At 60.4% G+C, this 21,401-nt stretch carries 20 protein-coding genes and 1 tRNA gene; 8 read left to right on the top strand and 13 right to left on the bottom strand.

The window, feature by feature from the left end; all coding sequences use genetic code 11:
* The first annotated feature begins 28 nt into the window (after positions 1–28).
* The 3 genes from NUH87_RS13215 to ddlA all read left to right on the top strand — a co-directional run bounded on the left by NUH87_RS13215 (position 29) and on the right by ddlA (position 2,931).
* Positions 29–898, top strand: a complete 870-nt coding sequence (locus NUH87_RS13215) for a Dyp-type peroxidase (RefSeq protein WP_338526288.1) — start codon at positions 29–31, stop codon at positions 896–898.
* Positions 899–1,199: 301 nt separating this feature from the next.
* Positions 1,200–1,652: a carboxypeptidase regulatory-like domain-containing protein gene (locus tag NUH87_RS13210; RefSeq protein ID WP_338526287.1), complete on the top strand. Its 453-nt coding sequence runs from the start codon at positions 1,200–1,202 to the stop codon at positions 1,650–1,652.
* Positions 1,653–1,836: 184 nt separating this feature from the next.
* The gene (ddlA, locus tag NUH87_RS13205; RefSeq protein WP_338526286.1) at positions 1,837–2,931 is read left to right on the top strand and encodes a D-alanine--D-alanine ligase; all 1,095 of its coding nucleotides are present in this window, start codon (positions 1,837–1,839) and stop codon (positions 2,929–2,931) included.
* Between the two features lie 180 nt (positions 2,932–3,111).
* Here the strand turns inward: ddlA and NUH87_RS13200 are convergent, their stop codons facing one another.
* The 4 genes from NUH87_RS13200 to NUH87_RS13185 form a co-directional block, all read right to left on the bottom strand.
* Positions 3,112–4,068, bottom strand: a complete 957-nt coding sequence (locus NUH87_RS13200; protein WP_338526285.1) for a cation diffusion facilitator family transporter — start codon at positions 4,066–4,068, stop codon at positions 3,112–3,114.
* 387 nt (positions 4,069–4,455) lie between these two features.
* Positions 4,456–5,127: an ATPase gene (locus NUH87_RS13195; protein WP_338526284.1), complete on the bottom strand. Its 672-nt coding sequence runs from the start codon at positions 5,125–5,127 to the stop codon at positions 4,456–4,458.
* Between the two features lie 184 nt (positions 5,128–5,311).
* Entirely contained in the window at positions 5,312–5,704 is a 393-nt protein-coding gene (locus NUH87_RS13190) for a tautomerase family protein (protein WP_338526283.1), read from the bottom strand.
* Between the two features lie 74 nt (positions 5,705–5,778).
* A complete protein-coding gene (locus tag NUH87_RS13185; protein ID WP_338526282.1) occupies positions 5,779–6,714 on the bottom strand; it encodes a LysR family transcriptional regulator in 936 nt (311 codons plus the stop codon).
* A gap of 153 nt (positions 6,715–6,867) precedes the next feature.
* On the opposite strand from NUH87_RS13185, the gene lysA reads away from it, so the two are divergent.
* The 4 genes from lysA to NUH87_RS13165 all read left to right on the top strand — a co-directional run bounded on the left by lysA (position 6,868) and on the right by NUH87_RS13165 (position 9,838).
* Complete coding sequence (gene lysA / locus NUH87_RS13180; protein ID WP_338526281.1) at positions 6,868–8,106, top strand: diaminopimelate decarboxylase; 1,239 nt, start codon at positions 6,868–6,870, stop codon at positions 8,104–8,106.
* 78 nt (positions 8,107–8,184) lie between these two features.
* Positions 8,185–8,451: a ParD-like family protein gene (locus NUH87_RS13175; RefSeq protein ID WP_040070902.1), complete on the top strand. Its 267-nt coding sequence runs from the start codon at positions 8,185–8,187 to the stop codon at positions 8,449–8,451.
* Positions 8,448–9,239: a type I methionyl aminopeptidase gene (gene map / locus NUH87_RS13170; RefSeq protein ID WP_040070900.1), complete on the top strand. Its 792-nt coding sequence runs from the start codon at positions 8,448–8,450 to the stop codon at positions 9,237–9,239. Before NUH87_RS13175 ends, map begins: the two co-directional genes overlap by 4 nt.
* Positions 9,240–9,508: 269 nt before the next feature.
* On the top strand, positions 9,509–9,838 hold the full coding sequence (locus NUH87_RS13165) for a hypothetical protein (RefSeq protein WP_338526280.1): 330 nt from the start codon (positions 9,509–9,511) through the stop codon (positions 9,836–9,838).
* 112 nt (positions 9,839–9,950) lie between these two features.
* Here NUH87_RS13165 and NUH87_RS13160 read toward each other — a convergent pair whose 3' ends face one another.
* The 8 genes from NUH87_RS13160 to NUH87_RS13125 all read right to left on the bottom strand — a co-directional run bounded on the left by NUH87_RS13160 (position 9,951) and on the right by NUH87_RS13125 (position 20,359).
* Complete coding sequence (locus NUH87_RS13160) at positions 9,951–10,586, bottom strand: LysE family translocator (RefSeq protein ID WP_338526279.1); 636 nt, start codon at positions 10,584–10,586, stop codon at positions 9,951–9,953.
* A 124-nt stretch (positions 10,587–10,710) separates the two neighbouring features.
* Positions 10,711–11,907, bottom strand: a complete 1,197-nt coding sequence (locus tag NUH87_RS13155; RefSeq protein ID WP_338526278.1) for a biotin carboxylase — start codon at positions 11,905–11,907, stop codon at positions 10,711–10,713.
* Positions 11,904–13,160 (bottom strand): ATP-grasp domain-containing protein, encoded by a 1,257-nt coding sequence (locus tag NUH87_RS13150; protein WP_338526277.1) that lies wholly within the window; start codon positions 13,158–13,160, stop codon positions 11,904–11,906. Before NUH87_RS13150 ends, NUH87_RS13155 begins: the two co-directional genes overlap by 4 nt.
* Before the next feature lie 43 nt (positions 13,161–13,203).
* On the bottom strand, positions 13,204–14,145 hold the full coding sequence (locus NUH87_RS13145; RefSeq protein WP_338526276.1) for a TauD/TfdA family dioxygenase: 942 nt from the start codon (positions 14,143–14,145) through the stop codon (positions 13,204–13,206).
* Positions 14,146–14,301: 156 nt separating this feature from the next.
* Positions 14,302–16,143, bottom strand: a complete 1,842-nt coding sequence (locus tag NUH87_RS13140) for a carbamoyltransferase (protein ID WP_338526275.1) — start codon at positions 16,141–16,143, stop codon at positions 14,302–14,304.
* Positions 16,140–18,251 (bottom strand): iron-containing redox enzyme family protein, encoded by a 2,112-nt coding sequence (locus tag NUH87_RS13135; RefSeq protein ID WP_338526274.1) that lies wholly within the window; start codon positions 18,249–18,251, stop codon positions 16,140–16,142. Before NUH87_RS13135 ends, NUH87_RS13140 begins: the two co-directional genes overlap by 4 nt.
* A 111-nt stretch (positions 18,252–18,362) precedes the next feature.
* Positions 18,363–19,412, bottom strand: a complete 1,050-nt coding sequence (locus tag NUH87_RS13130) for a hypothetical protein (RefSeq protein WP_040070892.1) — start codon at positions 19,410–19,412, stop codon at positions 18,363–18,365.
* A 617-nt stretch (positions 19,413–20,029) separates the two neighbouring features.
* Positions 20,030–20,359, bottom strand: a complete 330-nt coding sequence (locus NUH87_RS13125; RefSeq protein ID WP_338526273.1) for a DUF6124 family protein — start codon at positions 20,357–20,359, stop codon at positions 20,030–20,032.
* A gap of 274 nt (positions 20,360–20,633) precedes the next feature.
* On the opposite strand from NUH87_RS13125, the gene NUH87_RS13120 reads away from it, so the two are divergent.
* On the top strand, positions 20,634–21,029 hold the full coding sequence (locus NUH87_RS13120) for a hypothetical protein (protein ID WP_338526272.1): 396 nt from the start codon (positions 20,634–20,636) through the stop codon (positions 21,027–21,029).
* Positions 21,030–21,265: 236 nt separating this feature from the next.
* On the opposite strand, the gene NUH87_RS13115 is transcribed toward NUH87_RS13120, so the two are convergent.
* Positions 21,266–21,342, bottom strand: a tRNA-Met gene (locus NUH87_RS13115).
* Positions 21,343–21,401 lie beyond the last annotated feature (59 nt).

The raw sequence follows: 21,401 nt of genomic DNA, 5'->3' as shown, positions 1-21,401 counted from the left end.
AACTCCGGGCTTTGCCAGAGGAGTTCCCATGAGTCACTACCAGCCCGGCATCCTTGCCAAGCCTGTGCCCTCGCAGGCACGCCACCTGTTCTTCGCCCTTGAATCCGCCGAAGCATTGCCGGCGGCACTCGACAAGCTTGTCCGGCTGGTGGATGCAAAGCACGCCGTGGTCGGTTTTGGCGAGTCGCTGGTGCAGGCGCTTGGCCGTCAAGTCCAAGGGCTGCGGGCGTTTCCCGGCATCACCGGTGTGGGCGTGGATAATCCGTCGACCCAGCATGCCCTGTGGTGCTGGTTGCATGGCGAAGACCGTGGCGAATTGCTGCACCGCAGCCGTGCGCTGGAGCAGGTGCTGGCGCCGGCCCTGAAGTTGGTGCAGATGACCGAGGCGTTCCGCCACAAGTCCGGCTACGACCTGACCGGTTATGAAGACGGCACCGAGAACCCGGTGGACGAGGCTGCGGTGGCGGCCGGGATCGCCGCGGACGGTGGCAGCTTTGCCGCGATCCAGCAGTGGCAGCATGACCTGGACGGTTTCGCTGCGCTGCCGGGCCATGAACAGGACAACATCATCGGACGGCGCAAGAGCGACAACGAGGAGCTGGACGACGCACCGGAATCCGCCCACGTCAAACGCACCGCGCAGGAGAGCTTTGCCCCGGAGGCCTTCGTGGTGCGCCGCTCCATGCCCTGGTCGAACGAGCAGGGCGCCGGCCTGATGTTCCTGGCGTTCGGCCATTCCTTCGAGGCGTTCGAGGCGCAACTGCGGCGCATGAGCGGCTTGGACGACGGTATCGTCGACGGTTTGTATCGCTTCAGTCGGCCGATTACCGGTGGTTATTACTGGTGCCCGCCGTTGAGCGCGGGCCGCCTGGACCTGAGTGCGCTGATCGCCGTTTGAGTCTTTGTCCCGCCTGACCAACGCCCGATGCCGCCCATCGGGCGTTTTCATGCGGGCGTCTGGAAACGGGCAGACCTATCCAGCCTCGGCCTGACTTGAAATTGATCTAAGCCTACGCGGGTCAGTACTACACTTATAATTGCAGTCGTTGCGATATGAAGTGAAGTCAACCCTCTCTCATCCGCGCAGCTCGCTCGTCATCCACTAAACCGTATCCGCATTCGACTGCCTGATGAAATCGGGCGATAGCCCCGCGTGAAAGATGAGACTCGGGCTCCAACGGAGCCAGGGAGTGTTCATCATGACCCCTATCCGTTCTCTCCTGTTCTGTGCCCTTTCCGGGCTTGTGCTGTTGGGCGTGTCCCCGAATGTCCGGGCGGCGACCAACAGTGAACCGATCAACCAGGAGGCGGTGCAGTTATCGCCTCAAACCCAGAACGGCGTGTCTTACCTGACCGGCGGTATTGGCCTGGATGAAAGTCAGGCATTGCTGCAGACCCGCGGTTACAACCTGCATATTGTTTCGTCTGTAGGCCCCAAAGGGGAGTACCTGCCCGATGTGGACATCACCATCCAGAAGGCTGGCGGAGAGTCGGTATTGTCGCTGACTCAGGTCGGGCCGATAGTCTATGTCAAGTTGCCCGACGGCAAATACGAGGTTATCAGCCGTCGTAATGGTCACGAGAACCGGCAGAGTGTTGTCCTGAGTGGCAACGCGGGCCAGACGGTGAATGTGAACTGGCGCGTCGAATAATAGGAACCCTGTAGGAGCCTGGCTTGCCGGCGATAGCGACCTGACATTCACCTTCGCAATCGCCAGTAGGCCAGTTCACCGTTCAAAAAAGCGCAAGCCAGGGGATGCCAAACCAGCGCCTTGCGAATAGTCTGCGCAGAAAGGGAATCCCCTTGGAACACAGATTTGGACACGAGGTCGGAAGATGGGCAAGTTGCGAGTCGGGATTATTTTCGGTGGAATGGGGGCGGAGCACGAGGTGTCGCTGCAATCGGCGCGCAATGTGGTCGATGCGCTGGACCGCGAGCGTTTCGAGCCGATCCTGATCGGCATCGACAAGCAGGGCCGTTGGCACCTCAACGACAGTTCCAACTACCTGATCAACGCCGAAAACCCGGCGCTCATTGCCTTGAACCAATCCAATCGCGAACTGGCCGTGGTCCCGGGCAAGACCCGCCAGCAATTGGTGGACACCAGCAGCCAGGCGTTGCTGGAGCAGGTCGATGTGATCTTCCCCATCGTGCATGGCACCCTCGGCGAAGACGGTTGCCTGCAAGGGCTGCTGCGCATGACCGACCTGCCTTTTGTCGGCTCCGATGTGCTCGGCTCGGCCGTGTGTATGGACAAGGACGTGAGCAAGCGCCTGTTGCGTGATGCCGGGCTTGCGGTGACCCCCTTTATCACCGTGAACCGGGCCACTGCCGCGCGCCTCGATTTTGAGGCCGCGCAGGCGAAGCTGGGCCTGCCGATGTTCGTCAAACCGGCGAACCAGGGGTCGTCCGTTGGTGTGAGCAAGGTGCAGACGGCCGAGGAGTACCAGGCCGCCTTGGCCCTGGCCCTGGGTTTCGACGAAAAGGTCCTGATCGAGTCGGCGGTCAGCGGGCGGGAGATCGAATGCGCGATCCTGGGCAACGAACATCCGATAGCCAGCGGTTGCGGCGAGATTGTCGTGCGCAGCGGCTTCTATTCCTACGACAGCAAGTACATCGACGAGCAGGCGGCCGAAGTCGTGGTGCCGGCGGCGATCAGCGAAGAGGACAGCGAGCGCATTCGCGCGCAAGCCGTCGAGGCGTTCCAGGTGCTGGGCTGCGCCGGGTTGGCGCGGGTCGATGTGTTTCTCACCGCTGACGGCGAGGTGTTGATCAACGAGGTCAACTCGCTGCCCGGCTTTACCCGCATCAGCATGTACCCCAAGCTCTGGCAAGCGGTGGGGATGAGCTACAGCGAACTGGTGAGCCGCCTGATCGAACTGGCGCAGGAACGGCATGAGGCGCGCAAGCGCCTGAAGAACAGCCGCTGACAGGCCTGAAGTCGGCTAGCGCGCTTTAGGGTCTGTACGAAAACTCGCCGAGCGGCGATCAGGCAAGGCAAAAACAGGCGAGGAAGCGGAGTTTAGCCCGCTAAATGAGCATTCCGAGCCTGTTTTTAACGCAGCATGATCGTCGCGCAGGCAGTTTTCGTACAGAGCCTAGGCCTGGTTTCAGGCTCCGGATCTGGACGGCTCGAGATGATCCAGGTCCGGCCGATGCCAGGGATCGATGTGCGTCATCAGGTTCAGGACTCGATGGCGCAGCATGACATTTTCCCGCGCGGCCACGGCAATGGCATGTCCTTCTTCAACGGAAATCGAAGCCTCCACTTCGATATGCGCGTCGACCGCGAGCATATCGCCCATCTTGCGTGTGCGCAGATCATGCACCCCCTTGATGCCCGGGGTCTCCAGGAGCGTGGTGCGAATCGAGGCCACCTCTTCTTCATCGGCGGCGCTGTCCATCAGGTCATTCAACGCGTTCCAGCCGAACGACCCGCCCATCCTGGCAATCATGCCCCCGACCACCAGCGCGGCAATCGGGTCGAGAATGGGATAGCCCGCCAGGTTGCCCACGATACCGACAGCGACCACCAGCGACGACGCCGCATCCGAGCGGGCATGCCAGGCGTTGGCAATCAACAGGCTCGATTTCACCTTCTTTGCCACGGCGAGCATGTAGCGAAACAGCAGCTCCTTGGTCACCAGTGCCGCGCCCGCCACCCACAGGGCGGTCATGTGCACCTTCTGGATGGACTCCGGGGTTTGCAGCTTGAGCACGGCCGAACCGATCATGCCGACGCCCACGGCCAGCAGCAGTAGCCCGAGGATCATCGAGGCGGCGTTTTCAAAGCGCAGATGCCCATAGGGATGACCTTCATCGGCGTCCTGCTTGCTTTTATGGCCGGCGAACAGCACCACGAAGTCGGCAATCAAGTCCGACAGGGAATGGATACCATCAGCGATCAGGCCTTGGGATTTCGACAGGATCCCGACGATGATCTGAATGCAGGACAGCGCCAGATTGACGCTCACGCTGACCCAGGTACAACGGGAAGCCGCTGCCGCTCGCTCGGCAGGACTGCAGCGTTCGTCCTCGGGTTCGCCGGAGAACTTTTCATCGTTCATCAGATACTTTCCATTCTATGCAAATGACTATCAGCACGCGGCATTCAAGGCTTGCCGGCTAATTAAGCGTGCGCACCGATGTAATCGGCAATCATTGCTGTTTGCTTTGAAAGAGGTGTGTCAGAGGAACAAAGCATACTGAAAAGTTGGGTGAATACCCATGACATTTAAATAATTAGGGCGATTGAAAATTTGTTTCGCATGGTTATTTAAGCTGTTCTCAAATGCGAATCTTAATGTTTTTTCGTTTACTGTTCGTAGGCACTCGCGCGGACTTCAATCGCCTTGTATCCCGCTGTCGGCCTATGACGTTCAGCAAGGGGGGTATTGATTGGCTGGCGGGCAGAAGAGAGAAGGGGAGCCGGGCTCCCCTCAAGGGGTACGGAATCAGTTGGTCGCCACCCGGTCGGTGTCACCGGATGTCACCAAGGCTTTCAGCGAGGCATCGAATTGTTTCAGGGCGTTGACCTGCAACTCGCGTTGCTGATTGATTTGCGCGGCAATTTCCGGTGCCGCCTTGCCATGGACCCAGATCGAAGGCAGTGCCTTGCCACCGAAGCCTTCGGCCTTGCCGATGTATTGCAGGTTCGAGTCGTAGAAGGTGGCGACGAAACGCGCTTCGAACTGGATGTTGCGCTTGGTCACCAGGCGACTGTAGGTGTCGAGCATCACCACCGCATCGGGACGGGCTTGTACCAGTGCATCGAGGTTGTCGTAGACGGTCACCGAGGCGAACTGCTTCTGCAGCGAGGCCATGAGCCAGTCGATGGCCAGTTTCGGATCGGAGCTGTTGACGAACGCGTCGCTGATGCGCGAATCCAGCGCAGCGTTCTTCGCGCCGTTCAGCGCGACGGCGTGGTAGCGCTCAAGGTACTGGAGCGTACTGACGGTATTTTCGCTGTAGAGCACCCCAACCGAGCGGGCATGTTTCAGGCTGGCGGCGCTGTCGGCCACCGGCAGGAAATGGCAGGATTGATCGTCGGCCGCGTAGGCAGGGGCTGTGGCGAAGAAACCACCGGTCAATACGGCGACAAGAGCCAGCAAGGTAGAGATTCTCATCGCGTGTTTTCCTTCTGAAGTCGGTTCGGCATGACGCTATCCTCCTCCTTTTCCAGAAAAACAGAACTTGCCTTCCTTGATGGTCACTATCGATTGTACGAATGGTTGGAGGCGCTGGGTTGTAGTGTAGCCGTCAAATAGGGCGCAGCATTGAGTGCTCCACCCCAATATTTAAAATGTCATCTTATTCCGTTGGCGCGTACTGCATCTCTCCGTTGCCAAACGACCAGTCCTCGCGTTTTACATCGATCAAACTGATCCAGACATCCTCTTTGCGCAGCCCGGTCCTGACGTGAATACCTTCGGCGATCGCCTTGTAGAACGCCTTCTTGACTTCGACCGTCCGCCCCCCGTTCCAGGTCACCTGGATAAAGACGATTTTCGGCGTGTAGGTCACACCGAGGTAGCCGGCTGCGGGGTAGATCAGCTCATCCTTGGCGTGGCGATTGATGATTTGAAATTTGTCGTGCTCAGGGACATTGGCCGTCTGGACCATGGCCTGGTAAACCACATCGCTGATTGCGGTGACGGTTTCGGGGCTTGTGTCGGCAGCCACATCGATTCTGACTAAAGGCATGGGGCAATCCTTTCAAGTGGGTGGGTGGTACGGTCAAGTGGTCAACAGCACGCATCATGAGGCTAGGCTGGAGTCTACAAGTTCACACTTGAACGAGCACTGATCGCCGCCAGCCGGGCCTCAACCACCGAAACCTGTTCCCGCAACGCCTCCTCGAACCGGCTGACCAGCCTGGAAGCCGGACGATGCAAGGGTTTGATCAGACTCACGGTAAAGGGGATCGAGACGCTGAACGGGCGGATCTCCAGGCCTTGCCCGACGAAGTCCAGGGCTGTCAGCGGGTTGACGATGGCCAGGCCAACGCGCTCGCGCACCATGGCACAGACCGACGCCGCACTGTGGGTTTCCAGCACCATCTGCCGCTCTACCTGGGCCTGTCGGAAGATCTCGTCTATCTGCTGCCTGTAACTGTCGAGGCTGGACAGGCTGATGAAGGGTTTCGAGGCGAAGTCCTCAGGTACCAGAAGCTTTTTTTCCAGAAGCGGATGGCCGCTCGGCAAGACGCAGACTTCATCCACAACCATCAAGGGCGACACCTCCGTCCCCGGCGGCGCACTCGCCACTTCGGTCAGTCCCAGGTCGTAGCGCTGGGCCGACAACCACTCCTCCAGCAAAGGAGATTCTTGCGGCGTGATGGTCATGCCCGCTTTTGGAAACTGCGTAAAGAAACGCTGGCACGCCCTGGGCAGCAAGGATTGCGAGAACACCGGCAGGCAGGCGATGGACAACTGACCCTGATCGAACTCCCGCAATGACGCCGCGGTATTGAGAATCCGCCCCAGGCCGAAGTAGGCCCGTTGGACCTCCTCGAACAGAGACAGCGCCTGTGCCGTCGGTCGCAGGCGGCCGCGCACGCGATCAAACAGCTTGAGCTGGGTGAGTTGTTCAAAGCGCGCCAGTTCGCGACTGACCGTCGGCTGGGAGGTATGCAGCATCGCCGCGGCCTCCGTCACGCTGCCGGTGGTCATGACGGCCCTGAACACTTCTATATGGCGCAACGTGGCTGACATGGACCGGGCTCATCTTCCTTCGAAAGCCATATCGTAAATGAATAGCCTTGATGAATATTGATATTTTATGACTACCCTTTCTTTCCCCATCATGCTGCTGATTGCGCGATAGCCCTTTGCTGCATGCGCGTTACCTGCCTGAGACCTGCCGATATGAAATCCCTCGCTGATAACCTGCTACTGCAACTGGTTGAGCGTCATGGCACCCCTTTGTGGGTGTATGACGGCCGGTTGATTCAAGAACGTGTCCGGCAGCTCGCTGCATTCGATACGGTGCGCTTTGCCCAGAAAGCCTGTTCCAACCTGCATATCCTGCGTTTGATGCGCGAGGCCGGGGTGAAGGTGGATGCGGTTTCTCTCGGCGAGCTCGAGCGGGCGCTGCAGGCCGGATTCAGCACCGACACTGTGCAGGGAGCGGCAGGTGTCGTGTTCACCGCCGATGTGTTCGATCGAGCCACCTTGCAGCGCGTGGTAGAGACGCGGGTCGAGGTCAATGTCGGTTCGATCGACATGCTGCGCCAGTTGGGGCCGCTTTCACCCGGCCACCGTGTATGGCTGCGGATCAATCCGGGCTTTGGTCACGGACACAGCCGCAAGACCAACACCGGCGGCGAAAACAGCAAGCATGGGATATGGCACACCCAGTTGGAGGAAGCCCTGACGCTGGTACGCGACCACGGCCTGCACCTGGTGGGGCTGCACATGCACATTGGTTCCGGGGTGGATTACCAGCATTTGCAGCAGGTCTGCAGCACCATGGCCGAGCTGGTGGTGGGCCTGGGCCAGGATATCGAGGCCATTTCAGCGGGTGGGGGCTTATCGGTGCCCTACCGGGCGGGCGAACAACCTGTCGATACCGAGCATTATTTTGCCCAGTGGGACCACGCCCGGAAGCAGGTTGAGCGCCATCTGGGCCATCCGGTGCGCCTGGAAATCGAGCCGGGGCGTTTTCTGGTGGCGGAGTCCGGTGTGCTGGTGTCGGAGGTTCGGGCCACCAAGTACATGGGCGGCAACCATTTCACCCTGGTCGATGCCGGTTTCAGTGACCTGATGCGCCCCTCGATGTACGGCAGTTATCACGAAATCTCGTTGCTGACCCAGCGCGATGAGCCATTGCCCATGCAGGCCACTGTTGTGGCCGGGCCTCTTTGCGAGTCGGGCGACGTCTTCACCCAGTCCGAAGGCGGGATCGTCGAGTCTCGTCTGTTGCCCGCTGCCGAGGTCGGCGATTACCTGGTTTTCCATACGGCCGGGGCTTACGGCGCCTCCATGTCTTCCAACTACAACAGTCGTACCCATGCGGCAGAGGTGTTGGTGAATGACGGCGAGCATCGCCTTATCAGGAAACGCCAGACACTGGATGCTCTGTTGCTCCTTGAAGAAGACTGCTGACGTTCAGCACCTTTCATTTCATCCCGAGCCATGATCGACTAATATACGATTCATATGCATTTCGTATCGGGTGGGCTGATGGGTATCGTAAAAATTTCAGAGAGCATGCATGAGCAACTGCGCGTCGCCAGCGATGCGTTGAGTCGTTCGATCAATGCCCAGGCCGAGCACTGGATGCGCATCGGGATGCTGGCGGAGCTGCATCCCAACCTGGATCACCGCGACATCAGCCGCTTGCTGGTTCGTGCCGAGCTGGCGGGCGGCCTGGATTTGAAACAGCTGTGCGCGCTCGCGGATCTTTCGCAAGGCTCCCAGGTTCATGCCGCACCAGGAGCCCAGCAATGAAGGCGAACATCAAGATCAATACCCCGGCGCAAATAGCCCAGTCCGGCACGGCGGGCAGGTTGGCCGCCGAGGTGCTCGCGATGATTGCTCCCCACGTCAAGGCGGGGGTCACCACCGACGAACTGGATCGGCTCTGTCACGACTACATCGTCAACGTGCAGAAGGCCATTCCCGGCAATGTCGGCTATCACGGCTTCCCGAAGACCGTGTGTGCCTCCGTCAACGAGGTGGTCTGCCATGGCATCCCTTCGGCCAGGGTCCTGAAGGATGGCGACATCGTGAATATCGATATCGCCGTGATCAAGGATGGCTGGTACGGCGACACCAGCCGCATGTACTTCGTCGGTGAGCCCAGCCCGCAAGCGCGACACCTGGTCAATACGACGTATGAAGCCATGTGCGCCGGTATTCGGATGGTCCGCCCCGGCGCTACGCTGGGTGACATCGGTCACGCGATTCAGAGCGTTGCCGAGCGGGACGGCTTCAGTGTCGTGCGCGAATACTGCGGCCATGGTATCGGCAAGGTCTACCACGATGAGCCACAGGTCCTTCACTACGGCTGGCCGGGCCAGGGCCTGAAGCTGAAAACCGGCATGATCTTCACCATCGAGCCCATGCTGAACGCCGGCAAACGCCATGTGAAGGCCCTGGCCGATGGCTGGACGGTGGTCACCAAGGATCACTCACTCTCGGCCCAGTGGGAGCATATGGTGGCCGTCACTGATGACGGTTTCGAGGTGTTGACCCCTTGGCCAGACAGGCATGATGAGTATCCGGCGATTGTTTAGGTATATGAATGTCGTTTTATAGACGCAGAAACTTGTCAAAGTTTGATGTTGGAATGGCTGGATAAAGTCATTCGTGGGGTTGTTTTCGTTTTCATGAAACCGCTGGGCATGGATATCCGACCCAGCGCCGCTTTGAGGTACCGGACGCGATACAAACTTTACGAAGTATTTACTTGATCGCGTCGCGGATTCTCCAAAAAAAACTGTCTGAGAGGTATACCCGGAGATATTATTAAGGCCGTAGGTTCGGTGCAAAAAGAGGACTTATCATGATTAGCCGACTCTCAAGAATGAAAGTAGCCGTCTTGCTCGTGGGCGTGCTCGCCGTTGTGGGGCAAGCCGAGGCCCGTGATGGGCGCGGTTACGGCTATCATCATGGCTACGGATGGGGTTGGGGTGGTCCCGCCCTGTTGGGTGCGGTTGTCGGCGCTGCCGTGGTGGGCTCGGTCGTCGCCAACCAGCCTCCGGTTTACGTCCAACAACCGGTTTACGTTCAGCCGCAGCCGGTGTATGTCCCGCCGCCACCGGTCTACTACCAGGCACCGCCGCCGCCACCACCGGGCTACTACTACCAACTGCAACCGGTTCCGTCGCGTTAGGCGCTTGTGGGTCATCGTCACGTTATATTTTGAGAAAGAAAAAGCCCCAGAGCATGGCGAGTGCCTGGGGCTTTTTGTATGGCTGATAGCTTGTGCAAGGCCCGCTCTTCTATCAGGTCATTGGCTTGCGCAGCAGGATATCGACCGCAAACACGCCGAGTACAGTTCCGGAAAGCCAGCGCTGGGTACGCATGGCCGAGGGGCGTTTGGTCAGGTAGTTGCTGACGCTGGAGGCGGCCAGGACGATCATGCCGTTCACGGTGACGGCAATGACGATTTGTACCAGTCCCAGTTGAATGAACTGCTGCAAGGTCGATCCCGCGGAAGGATCGATGAACTGAGGAATCAGCGCGGAGTACATGAGCGCAATCTTCGGATTCAGCAGGTTCGTCACCAACCCCATCGTGAACAGCCATTTCGGCGAGTGAGGCGGCAACTCGCGCGCCTCGAAGGGGGAGGAGCCCCTGGGCTTGAGCATGTTCCAAGCCAGGTAGCCCAGATAGAACGCGCCCGCGATCCGGACGACGTCGTAGGCCACCGGCACGGCCTTGAACAAGGCCGCCAGCCCTAGTCCCGAAGCCAGCAGGTAGCACACGAAGCCCAGGGCCACGCCCGCCAGGGAAATCATCCCCGCCAACCGCCCTTGGGAAAGCACCCGCGAGGTCAGGTAGATCATGTTCGGTCCAGGTGTCAGTACCATGCCCAGGGCGATGATGGCCACACCGGCCAGGTTTTCCGGCGCCACCATCAGCGTGCTCCTTCGTCTACAGAGGAGTGGGCGGTCGGCTGCTGTCCGCGCCCGTCGAGACTGGCCAAGGTACGGTCGCACACCTCGCCAATGCCAGGATTGGCATCTGTTGCAACTGCTGTTCTCACGATTGAATGCTCCATGATTCGGTTAACTGTTCGAAAACCTTCCCCACATCGTGTACCAGCGCGGGACCATCGAAGCTGCGCAGGCGCAGGCGGGTCCTGGCGCCCTCATAGACACCGCTGGCGGAGCGCTCCAGGTCCTGCGGTTGGGCCCAGTACAGGGTCCCCAGGCCATCGCCCGGCGAGCTGCCGCGCCGGGCGATCACCCAGGCACCTCGCTCGCGGTGCAAGGGCCTGCCCTTATTGCTGCGGCTGCGCGCAAGGTCCCTGTAGCGGGTGGATGCCCCTGTCTGGAGTTCCCAGGCGATCCCCAGCAGGTCGATATCCCGCACCTCCCGCCAGAGGAACGGAATTTCGGCACCGCCGACCCGGGCACCAATCTCAAGGAACAGCAACTCGTCACCCCGGTCGAACAGTTCGAGGTGAAAGACGATTTCCCGTTCCGGCGCGAAGGTCGCCAGCAAGTGCTCGACGTGCCGGGCAATCCGCTGCTCGTCCTCGCCTTCCTCCAGTTCGATGCTGCCCAGCGGGCTGTCCGGACCGAAATCGGCACAACTGTTCACATAGCGCGACGCCGTGACCACCACGATTCGCTGCCCATCCCACCAACCGTCTACGTGCAGGATGGGGGCGGCGCAGTAGACCTGGACCATCATGGGTTCCACGGCCTGCTGCAACTGATCAAGATCCCCGGGATCGCGAAGGATCTTCACGCCGCGACTCGCGGTGCCATAGCGAGGCTTGAGTACCAGCGGATAGCCATGCTCGGCCGCCAGTTGCTCCACGGCTTCGCGGGAATCGGCGGCCACCGCCGGCAGTACGCTGATCGACGTCTGCCGGCCGGCGATCTCGAGCATGGTGAGCTTGTCGCGAAACCGCTCGGTCCAGGCCACCACGTCGCCCGGCACCGCCCATCGTTCGCGAATCGACGCGGCATTGAGCAGGTCGCCTTCATTGAGGGCGACCACCAGCGCCGGAGCGCCGTGCCGCTCGACCAGGCGTTCGACCTCGGCCATGACCGCCCCGGCATCGTCCAGCGAGGCCAGCGTCGAACTCGACGCCAGGCGCTCGCTCGGCAGCGACGCGAGGGATTCGGGCGTGCAGATCGCCCGAATCATCATGCCCGCCGGCAACTCGTATCGGTCATAGAGGGCTTGGGAGCCGACCCAACGATGCAAGCAGAGCACGTAGCTCATGCCTTGGGCTCCACGATGAAGTGAACCGCCTCCACCAGTTCGTCGCCGATCCGCACGGCGTCCTCACGCGAGCGGCCCGTTGCCAGGACATACCCCGAGACGCAGTCGGCCACGGTGTCGAGCGGTGGAATCTGGTCGCCCTCGTGCTTCTGGATGACCACGGCCCGCTCGGCCTGGCCCAGCTCGAACAGGAACGGCAGGAACACCAGCGGCGTCTCGCCCTGCCGGGTGTGACGCACGTCGACGTCAGGCTTGAGGTCGAGCTCGACCTTCTTCACCTTGCCAGGTGTCGGGACGAAGAACTGGATCGCCGCACCGGCCTTCGGCTCGGGTGATACCTCGGGCAGGGTATCGATACCCAGGGGCACGGTCAGGAACATCCGGTTCAGGTCCAGGCCGAACGCGCGCCGCACCAGCTCCGGGGCACCCGAACCGGCCAAACGGGCGTGGGATTCGAGTACCCGGGGGCCTTTCGGCGTCAGCACGAACTCGCTGTGGGAAGGACCTTCCTCCAGCTCTACGGCGTCGAGCAGGCGGCAGGTCATTTCCTTCAGCTCTTTCAGCCATTTCTTGGCCTCGGTGCTTGGCGTGCTGACCTCCCACTCGACGTACTTGTCGTTCATGCGGTACTGCGAGTAGCCGATTGGCAGGTGGCGGCGCTTGAAGGAGAAGGAGTCCACGCTGACGACCGGCCCCTCCAGGTATTCCTCGATGATGATGTGCTTGACGTCGGCGTCCTGCAGCGCTTGCCAGGCCTGGGTGGCGGAGGCTTCGTCATCGCAGGGATGGATATGCAGGCTGGCGACGCCTTCGGCCGGCTTGAGTACCGACTTGCCATGCTGTTTGACGAAGGCGATGGCGTCCTGCGCACGGGTGACATGGCGATAGGCGACCGGGCTCAAGTCATGCTTGGCCAGCAGCTCGCGCATGGCCACCTTGTCCTTGAGCAGGCGCGCGGTCTTGTAGGAAACCCCGGTGAGGCCGAAATGGTCGACCACCTTGCCCGTCGACTCGCCCGCCACTTCGGTGGTGGTGATGATGCGATCGAACGGACGTTCGCGATGCAGGGGTTCGAGCACCTTGATGATCGCCTCGGCGTCGTCGATCCGGGCATGCACCACCCGTTCGCAATGGGCGACGATCTCCTGCTCGTAGTCACCCTCCTGGTGCACCAGCACTACGTCGATACCCAGTTCCTTGGCCCCGTGAATGGGGGCGGGGCGGCCACCGACTACTGCGATACGCTTGTTCATGTGTGAACTCCCTATTTATCGTGATGGGTCTTGAAGAAAAGGTTCAGCTGCCGTACACCCTGCGCAGCCAGCGTGCCTCGCTGTTGGGCATGGGTTGGAACGCCTTGCGTCGGTGCAGCACGCGGGCGTTCTTGAAAATGAAGAAGTCACCCGGCTGCAGCACCACCGCTATACCCTGCGCATCGCGCAGGCATTGGCACAGGAGCCCGAGGGCTTCTTTGCTGTCCGGGTCGAGCGCCGCCACGATGCCGTCGTCGAAGCGCAGGCGATAACCGCTATCGCCCTGCTCCAGGATCGGCAGCACCTTCTGCTGGCCATCGAAGCCCTCGTTGGAAGCGGGGGCACCGAAGGTGTAGGCCGGTCGCTGCAGCTGGACAATCGCCCAGGCGGGCAGCTGCGAGACGATGTGGTCCACACAGACGATGTCGGTGGAGGCGCGTTCGAGGTTGCGCACGGCGGTAAAGGCCAGGAAGTTCGGCACGGATGCCGTGACATCCTGGCTCTGGTCGTCGAAGGGCCAGTTGGGATTGTCGGTGTGCCAGAAAAACTCCACGTCCGCGCCCCAGGAGCTCGTGGTACCCGCAGCCTCCGGCACCGGCACCACGTTCCTGACCAGCTTGCCGTGGTTCTCGTACTCGACCGCATGCGGCTTGACCCCCAGCAGTCGCAGCATGCCGAACTGCAGCAGGTCGAAGTCCAGGACGCACTGGGCATTGGGCAGGAAGCCATTGCACGGCGTCGCGACCTCCGTGGAGAGCGCGATGCCCCGCAGCAGCAGTGCCTTGTACGGGCTGGCGGGGAACGCCCGGATCGCCTCGACGATGTCGTTGCCCAGCACGCTGCCCAGCCAATCCCCGCCGACTTCTCCCACGCTGTCGGCACAGTGCGGCGTGTCGGCCAGCCTCGCGCGACAACCTTCCAGGCCGGTCAGGTCGGGCTCGTGGATGACCATGACCTGGACCATCGAAGCCTGCTGAACATCCATGGCCATGACGCTCATGATTTGCGGTTCAGGTATGAGCTGACCTTGGGGTCCGGTCGGTGGGCGAACGCGGTGGTTCGGCGGATAAACATCCCCAGTGGCAAGATCAGGTAGAGCAGAACGTAATTCATGGTGCACCTTCCCTAGTGAATGAAATGATCAGTCCAGCGGCACGGTCTCGCGCCAGTCCACCGCCTCCTCGAACTGCGGTTGTTCCGACTTGTCCAGGTAGAAATCGCCGATCGCCAGCACATCGATGTTGGTGCGCATGAAGCAGCGATAGGCCTCGAACGGCGTGTTCACGATGGGTTCGCCACGCACGTTGAACGAGGTGTTGACCAGTACGGGACACCCCGAACGCTGGTGGAAGCGCTCAAGCAGCGCGCGGAACCGCGGGTTGCGCTCCCGGTCCACGGTTTGCACCCTGGCCGAGAAGTCCACGTGGGTAATCGCCGGCAGCGTGCTGCGCGCCACCTTGAGCAGGTCGATGCCGGTCAGTTGCGCCTGTTCCTTCGGGATCACCTTGCGAATGGCCTCGGCCACTGGCGAGACCACCAGCATGTAGGGGCTTTCCTCGACGATGTCGAAGTACTCCGCCGCTTCTTCCTCAAGCACCACGGGCGCGAAGGGGCGGAAGGATTCGCGAAACTTGATGCGCAGGTTCATGGTCGTCTGGGTATCCGCGCGGCGTGGATCGCCGAGGATCGAACGGGCGCCCAGCGAGCGTGGACCGAACTCCATCCGCCCCTGGAACCAGCCGATGACCCCGCCGTTCTCGATGCTGGTGATTACCCGCTGGTCGACCTCCTCCGGCGAGAGCCTGTGGAAAACCGCGCCGCAGGCTTCCAGCTCGTCCCTGATCTGCTCCTCACTGTATTGCGGGCCGAGCAAGGCGCCGCTCATACCGTCGAGGACGCCAGTGGGCAGCTCGCGGCGGGTTATCCGGCGGTGTTTGCGGTCGGTCAGCAGCGCGGCGCCTAGCGAGCCACCCGCATCGCCCGCCGCGGGTTGCACCCACAGCCTGTCGAAGGTTCGCTCGCGGGAGATCACGCCATTGGCCACGCAGTTGAGGGCAACGCCGCCGGCCATGCACAGCGATGTCTCGCCGGTGAGCTCACGAGCCGTCTTGGCCAGGCGCGACACGATGATTTCCGTGACCTTCTGTACCGATGCCGCCAGGTCGAACTCGCGTTCGGTCAGTGGCGCCTCGGGCAAGCGCCGGGGCCCACCGAACAGCTGCTCGAAGGCCTCGCCCGTCATCACTTCGCCGTTGATGAACTCGAATCGGGTCCAGTCGAGCCTGAAGCTGCCATCGGGCTTCACGTCGATCAGGTTCGACAGGATCTTGTCGACGTAGGTCGTCTTGCCATAGGGCGCGAGTCCCATGAGCTTGTATTCGCCGGAGTCCACCTTGAAGCCGCAGAAATAGGTGAACGCCGAGTAGAGCAGGCCCAGCGAATGAGGGAAGGACAGCTCCGCCACCAGCTTGATGCCGTCTGCCTTGCCGTGCCATAGGGTGGTCGTCGCCCATTCGCCGACGCTGTCGATGCACAGGATCGCGGCGCTCTCGAACGGACTGGGGAAGAACGCCGACGCGGCGTGGGACGCGTGGTGGCCATGCACTTCGATCCGGCGACCGTCCCGGTCTCCCATCGCTTTCAGGTGACGCACGACCTCACGGTCCATCCGTCGCTTGGTCGACAGCCAGTCGCCAAGCGCCGGCGCATAGGTACGCACGGCCGAAAGCCCGGCCACGACGGCGGTCGAAAGCACACGGCGGAACTTGAGCGCCGGGTCTTCGTAATAGGCGACATGGTCGACGTCGGCCAGCTTGAGGCCCGCGTGCGCCAGGACGTACTCGATGGCCAGGCGTGGAAAGCCCGGGTCATGGCGGATCCGGCTGAAGCGCTCTTCCTGGGCGGCGGCAACGATCTTTCCGTCCACCACCAAGGTGGCCGCACTGTCGTGATAGAAGGCAGAGATGCCCAGCGTGCACGTCATAGCAGCGCCCTCACTTTCTTGCGAAATTTATCCAGCATTGTTTGCTCCCTGGGTGGATTGAGCGCGACGAATCCGGTACGGACCCGCGCCCACATGGCGTCACGGTCACTTCGAGGAAATGCGCTGAGGTAGGCATCCAGGCTGGCGGCAGCCCATGCCGTATGGCCGGTGGAAATGTTGTCGATGGAGTTGTGCAGGTCCACGAACATCGTCGGATAGCCATAGGCGACCAAGGCCTTGTGGGTCCGCCGATAGCCGCCACCGACACCGGAGAGTTCCATCGCCAGGTTCAGCCCGAGGATCTCCGCGCAGTAGGTTTGCGAATACCGCCTGATCGATAACCAGAACACTGGAAGTTCGAAGTCGTCGTCGTTGAAACAGGCCGCATTGGCGTATCCAGGGTCGGCGGTGGCCGGTAACTCGCCCTGTATCGCCTTGAGCAGATGGCGGTAGATGATGGGATGGTTCTGAGCCTCGATGCCGTTGCCCAGCTCATCGAAAAGCGTTTCGAACAGTCGGCTGCCGTACGCCGTGGAGGCCACCGCCGGATGGGCGAACCCGGCCAGCCAGGCACCGTCGATCATCGTCAGTGGCGCCAGGGACAGGATATCGGCCACCACGTCCTCGCGGGACGGCAGCTCTTCGTCCTGTTCCAGTGCCTGGTTGGACGCCACGTGCTGGCCCTGCAACCACTGGCGCAGAACACCGGGCGCCCATTGCTCCGGCAATGGGCAACGTCCGTCGGCGACGCCACGTGCGGCCCTGGCAAGCCAGCGCGTCACGTAGTGTCCGCTGTAGTGTTCCTCGGCCGGCGTGAGTTCCACCCGCAGCAGGCGCGGGTAGGCCTGTCGCGGGCTGAGGCTGGCCGCCAGGACCGGCGCCTCGATGTCCTCCCGGATGGCCCCTACGAGCCGGCCGTCGTCCTTCCACATCTGGCAGGCCGCGGCTTGCAGGGGCGCATCGGCATAGGGCAAGCCGGCGATCCAGCGATGAAGAATGGCGATGTCGTCGCGACTGAAGATGCGGAACATCTTTCCCCGCGGCGAAATCAGGCTGGTGAGCAGCGGACTCGACTCCGGCTGGCCCGCCCTCACGTAGGTGCTGGCGGCGAGGTGGTCGAGGAACGCCAAGGCATCGTCGACCTCCAGCAAGGGCTTCATCGGCACCTTGTTCAGTCGCGTTTTCTCATGGTACTGGCAAGCATCCAGCCGGCGACGGCTGATCAGGTGACGCGCCGCCTCCCTCGGATCGAGCCAGCGCTCAAGCACATGGAGCAGCGCCTCGCTCATCGCCTCGGTCTGCCAGCGCGCCCACAGGTAACCCTGGCGTACACCCTCGTGGCCGGAGTACCCCGCGTGCACGAGGAATTCGCGCACGGCCGTTTCAGCGAGCGCGGCGAGGTCATCGCTGCCACCGGCGGGGTCGCGACGCAGATCGAGGAATTGGCCGGCGGACGGCTCATCGTGAGTGATGAACTCGAACGAAGGCAGCAACCCGCAATGACGCAGGTACAGGTTGGCACCCAGGACCTGAGCCATCAGCGACTCCGGGAAATACCCCAACAGGACCAGAGTCGAAGCAAAGTTGAAGGCCCCATCCGAGATCCTCGGGTCAGCCCCTGCCCGCAAGAGGTCTTCGCCGGCATCCGCCAGCCCATGCTGACGCAGCAACTCCTGATAGCGCTGGATGCGACTGGCCGCCGGCTGACCGACACCCACATCCGCCGCATGGATTCTCAGCGCTGCCATTGCGTAGCGCGCTTCGTTGTTCCAGCTGCCACACAGCCCATGAATCAGGTATTGGCTGCCGATCAGCAAGGGGGCCGACTCCAGCGCCGCTTTGGCACGCAGCGCCCGGGCATCCGCTTCGTCAGCCTTGAGCGCCTGCGTCAACCTGCCAAATCCTTCGCGCACGGGGCGCAGCCGTTCGAATGCAACGCCTGGCAGCCCGGCCAGGATCGTCTCGTTGGTGAAGTCGAGGTCTGCCTGGTCTGCTCCGGGCACCGCATCGAGGCAGGTGCGCAGGGAAGCCGACGTAAACAGACGCCTGGCTTCTTCCCCGGCCTGGGCCCCGAGGAAGCTGGAAAAGATCTGCCGATTAGTCTTCATCAGTACATTGGATAAATAGAGGAATTGTTTTTCTTCTTGGCTTTTTTCTTTCTCTTGAACAGCCCGCCAAGTGCCTTGCGAATTCGCTTTAACATAAAGCCTCCTCAATCCTTATTGCAGGTTTCGATGAATGGCGCGTGCTACGACATCACTGCCAAGGTCGGTATAGTGCGCGCGGTCGACAAATAACCATTCATCGCTCGGGCGTTGACGTAAATCATCGACCAGATTACAGAATCGAATACCCCGCGCATGACAACCGCTGGCCAGGTTATCGGCGTAATGGTCCGCGACGGCGGGATCCGATATATCGCCATACAAGTTTTGCCACGTGCCAAATCGGGAAATCTGGTCAAGTTCATCGAACAGCTTCTGCTCTTCGGTGCAGGGCTTTCTTACCCAGGTCGCGAGGGGCTGCATGAGAAATGACAGTTCCGCGCCGAGGGAGTCCGCAAGCCGTTTCCACGTGGTCAGACAATTAAGCGTGTCTTCGCCGGCGCGTGCCACCGTGTGTGCAATCGGTGGTACCGCGGTTGTTTCGGTCGGCCACTTTGGAAGTTTGACAGGTGGCAGTTCGCCGCCATTTTCCTCGGCAATTTCATCGAACTTTTCATAGTAATCGCCGCAGAAGTGGTACGGCGGCAGGTCACCGCGAATGAACTCGGGAAGACGGGCCATGACCAGTGTGTTGAAGCCGCCCAGGACCACGATCTTGCGCACTTTGGGCAAGCGGTGGAGATGAAGCACGAACAACATCAGTTCCTGGGTCGAATTGAAGCAGTGTCCGGCGAAATTCAGCCATGGCGTACCGTCGGGATCCTGCGCGGCAAGGCGGCTCGCCACCGAGGCGGCATCGCTGGAGGCCCCGTATCCCAAGGCTGACGAGGCCCCGACCAGCAGATTGACGGCCTTCGGTGCGTGCGTCCCCAGGCTAGCGGCACTGATCGGTTGGCCTTGCGCATCATGGGCGATCCGAAAGCCGAGCCGATCGGTATTGATCGATGGCGAACGGTAGTCGGCGGCATTGAAGCCCATGACATAGGGCAAGTACTGGGAACGACCACGACTGGCGAATCGATCGTAGTCGAGCATCTGCGGTGTCAACTTCACACGTTCCAGACTGGGATCATCAAGTGCGATGCGCTTGCGACTTTTGAACATGGCCAAGCCACTCCTTGAGTAAGAACAGGAATTCCATTTGATCAGAACTGCTTTTTTAGAGCGAACGCCGCCCTATAACTAACGAAGTTATAATTTCGAAAATTGCGAACAGGCTAACAACGGCCAGCGGCAGGCCGGATAGCATGAATGTCAGTTATTGCGAACTAGCACTTTCTAAGGTGTGAAAGTCGAAATTAATTCAGGTGAGATGGGGGCAATGGAAGTCGCACCGCGAGGCGGTGAGAAAGAAGTGTGATGAGCGGATATTGTTGTCAGGAGGAATAATTTTGGAATATTGCATATTACAATACGGTGCTGCCGAGAGTTTTCACGCATCGGTGTATTCCTTTACTTTATTCCCTCCAGATCCCTCCAGAGGCTCATTTGTAGCATCGATTCTAGGCGTTAAATTCTGGCTGTCAATGTGTAACAAGGTGTATTTCATCGGCGAATACGAAAATTTTCGTATTTTGCTAATTGTGGACGATCGTTTCACTAACAGCGTGACTGGTTTCTAAACTTTAACGCATCGGTCAGGATATTGTTTCTTCTTCGGTCTTTTACCCCGTAGCTGCTTGGCTTTCGTCAGGATTCGATGCGCGCTGTGCAACCGCCGATCAGGCGATCAAACAGCGCGTCGACACCTGCCGCTGTGCCAGCTCGATCAGATGCACGATGCCCATCGCCACCTTGCGGTTGGCGCCCGTGAGGTTGTCGGCATTTTCATAGGTGGTGGCGGCCGCGGAGTCGAGGATTGAGCTGGCGTTGACCAGGGCGTCTTCGCGGCTTTGGGAGGTTGGTGGGTGTTTGTGCGGTGTTGTGGGGCTGGGCGGTTTTGGCGCGTGGCCTTTTGGCTGCAAGTAGTGAGACAGGGCGCGGTCGACAGCTTGTGGATCGATGCTTTCGACAGCGGATGAAACGGGTGGACTAGGCGGTACCTTGAACATGAAGAATCTCCAACGTGCGCCAATCGACTCTGGGCTGCTAAACCCGATCACTGATTTGGCAGTGACGACTCAAGGCTAGCCAGCGAAATCGGCAGGTGCAACAGGGTGGAAGATTCTAGGAAATTTCGGACGAGGGAAAGGGAGATGTCTTGCTGGTCGAGGAAAAGCACCGGGAGATAAGGTACGCATTTGGTTGGGTGGGAGCCGTCTCTTGCTGGTGCTCGGGAGACATTCACTCAGGACGACCACACGAGGAAAAATTGATACTGGGCCTATGACAGACACTCGCGACGAATTGACTTCACCCTTATTCGCCATCGAAGAGCGGATGGATAAGCGCGTTGAACGTATGGAGAGGGAAACAGATCGACGCTCTGATGAATTTCGAAAAGAGATCGGTTTGCGCGACGAGATAATTCGACGTGAGCTTGACCTGCAACGCGAGTCGTTCCTTGCTGAGCAGGCGACTCGCGATAAGGCCTGGGATGAGAAGTTTTCTGGGTTTCTTGCCGCTCAGTCAGAGCGCGACCAAAGGCTCGATGAGTCTGTAGCGAATATCAGAGACGATATATCGCACCTTGGCAGCTTGAAGCTGAACATCTGGCGCGCAATGCTGACTGCGGTCGGCATAGGCATAGCGGTTGCCGCTCTGTGTGTCACCTTCTATTAGACAGGAAAGGTGGATAAGCCCACTCCACCGCCAGCCGCGATCACGACGCCTGCAAAATAGCGATATCGGTAGAGTGGTATTGGTAGCCCGGCCTCGCGCCGGGCTTTGCGTTCTTGTCCTTCCTTGATCGCTGAAAATCACGAGACAAAACGAAAGCGTCTGTTGCGGCCCGTCCCAACCACTTTTCTCTAGGCATAAAAAAACGGCCTACCTTGCGGTAAGCCGTTTTTAGTACTTGGTGGCTACACAGGGACTTGAACCCCGGACCCCAGCATTATGAATGCTATGCTCTAACCAACTGAGCTATGTAGCCAAGTGGCGCGCATTATTCGCTGGGAACGACGTTGTGTCAAGCAAATATCTGAAAATTTT

The sequence above is a fragment of the Pseudomonas batumici genome, from assembly GCF_036585405.1.
GTDB classification, from domain to species: Bacteria; Pseudomonadota; Gammaproteobacteria; order Pseudomonadales; family Pseudomonadaceae; genus Aquipseudomonas; species Aquipseudomonas batumici.
This window is presented reverse-complemented; position numbering and strand designations above follow the sequence as displayed.

Bases quoted from the DNA above. Each gene is read 5' to 3' on its own strand.
- NUH87_RS13215 (WP_338526288.1), top strand. From the start codon at position 29: ATGAGTCACTACCAGCCCGGCATCCTTGCCAAGCCTGTGCCCTCGCAG.
- NUH87_RS13210 (WP_338526287.1), top strand. From the start codon at position 1,200: ATGACCCCTATCCGTTCTCTCCTGTTCTGTGCCCTTTCCGGGCTTGTG.
- ddlA (WP_338526286.1), top strand. From the start codon at position 1,837: ATGGGCAAGTTGCGAGTCGGGATTATTTTCGGTGGAATGGGGGCGGAG.
- NUH87_RS13200 (WP_338526285.1), bottom strand. From the start codon at position 4,068: ATGAACGATGAAAAGTTCTCCGGCGAACCCGAGGACGAACGCTGCAGT.
- NUH87_RS13195 (WP_338526284.1), bottom strand. From the start codon at position 5,127: ATGAGAATCTCTACCTTGCTGGCTCTTGTCGCCGTATTGACCGGTGGT.
- NUH87_RS13190 (WP_338526283.1), bottom strand. From the start codon at position 5,704: ATGCCTTTAGTCAGAATCGATGTGGCTGCCGACACAAGCCCCGAAACC.
- NUH87_RS13185 (WP_338526282.1), bottom strand. From the start codon at position 6,714: ATGTCAGCCACGTTGCGCCATATAGAAGTGTTCAGGGCCGTCATGACC.
- lysA (WP_338526281.1), top strand. From the start codon at position 6,868: ATGAAATCCCTCGCTGATAACCTGCTACTGCAACTGGTTGAGCGTCAT.
- NUH87_RS13175 (WP_040070902.1), top strand. From the start codon at position 8,185: ATGGGTATCGTAAAAATTTCAGAGAGCATGCATGAGCAACTGCGCGTC.
- map (WP_040070900.1), top strand. From the start codon at position 8,448: ATGAAGGCGAACATCAAGATCAATACCCCGGCGCAAATAGCCCAGTCC.
- NUH87_RS13165 (WP_338526280.1), top strand. From the start codon at position 9,509: ATGATTAGCCGACTCTCAAGAATGAAAGTAGCCGTCTTGCTCGTGGGC.
- NUH87_RS13160 (WP_338526279.1), bottom strand. From the start codon at position 10,586: ATGGTGGCGCCGGAAAACCTGGCCGGTGTGGCCATCATCGCCCTGGGC.
- NUH87_RS13155 (WP_338526278.1), bottom strand. From the start codon at position 11,907: ATGAGCTACGTGCTCTGCTTGCATCGTTGGGTCGGCTCCCAAGCCCTC.
- NUH87_RS13150 (WP_338526277.1), bottom strand. From the start codon at position 13,160: ATGAACAAGCGTATCGCAGTAGTCGGTGGCCGCCCCGCCCCCATTCAC.
- NUH87_RS13145 (WP_338526276.1), bottom strand. From the start codon at position 14,145: ATGGATGTTCAGCAGGCTTCGATGGTCCAGGTCATGGTCATCCACGAG.
- NUH87_RS13140 (WP_338526275.1), bottom strand. From the start codon at position 16,143: ATGACGTGCACGCTGGGCATCTCTGCCTTCTATCACGACAGTGCGGCC.
- NUH87_RS13135 (WP_338526274.1), bottom strand. From the start codon at position 18,251: ATGAAGACTAATCGGCAGATCTTTTCCAGCTTCCTCGGGGCCCAGGCC.
- NUH87_RS13130 (WP_040070892.1), bottom strand. From the start codon at position 19,412: ATGTTCAAAAGTCGCAAGCGCATCGCACTTGATGATCCCAGTCTGGAA.
- NUH87_RS13125 (WP_338526273.1), bottom strand. From the start codon at position 20,359: ATGTTCAAGGTACCGCCTAGTCCACCCGTTTCATCCGCTGTCGAAAGC.
- NUH87_RS13120 (WP_338526272.1), top strand. From the start codon at position 20,634: ATGACAGACACTCGCGACGAATTGACTTCACCCTTATTCGCCATCGAA.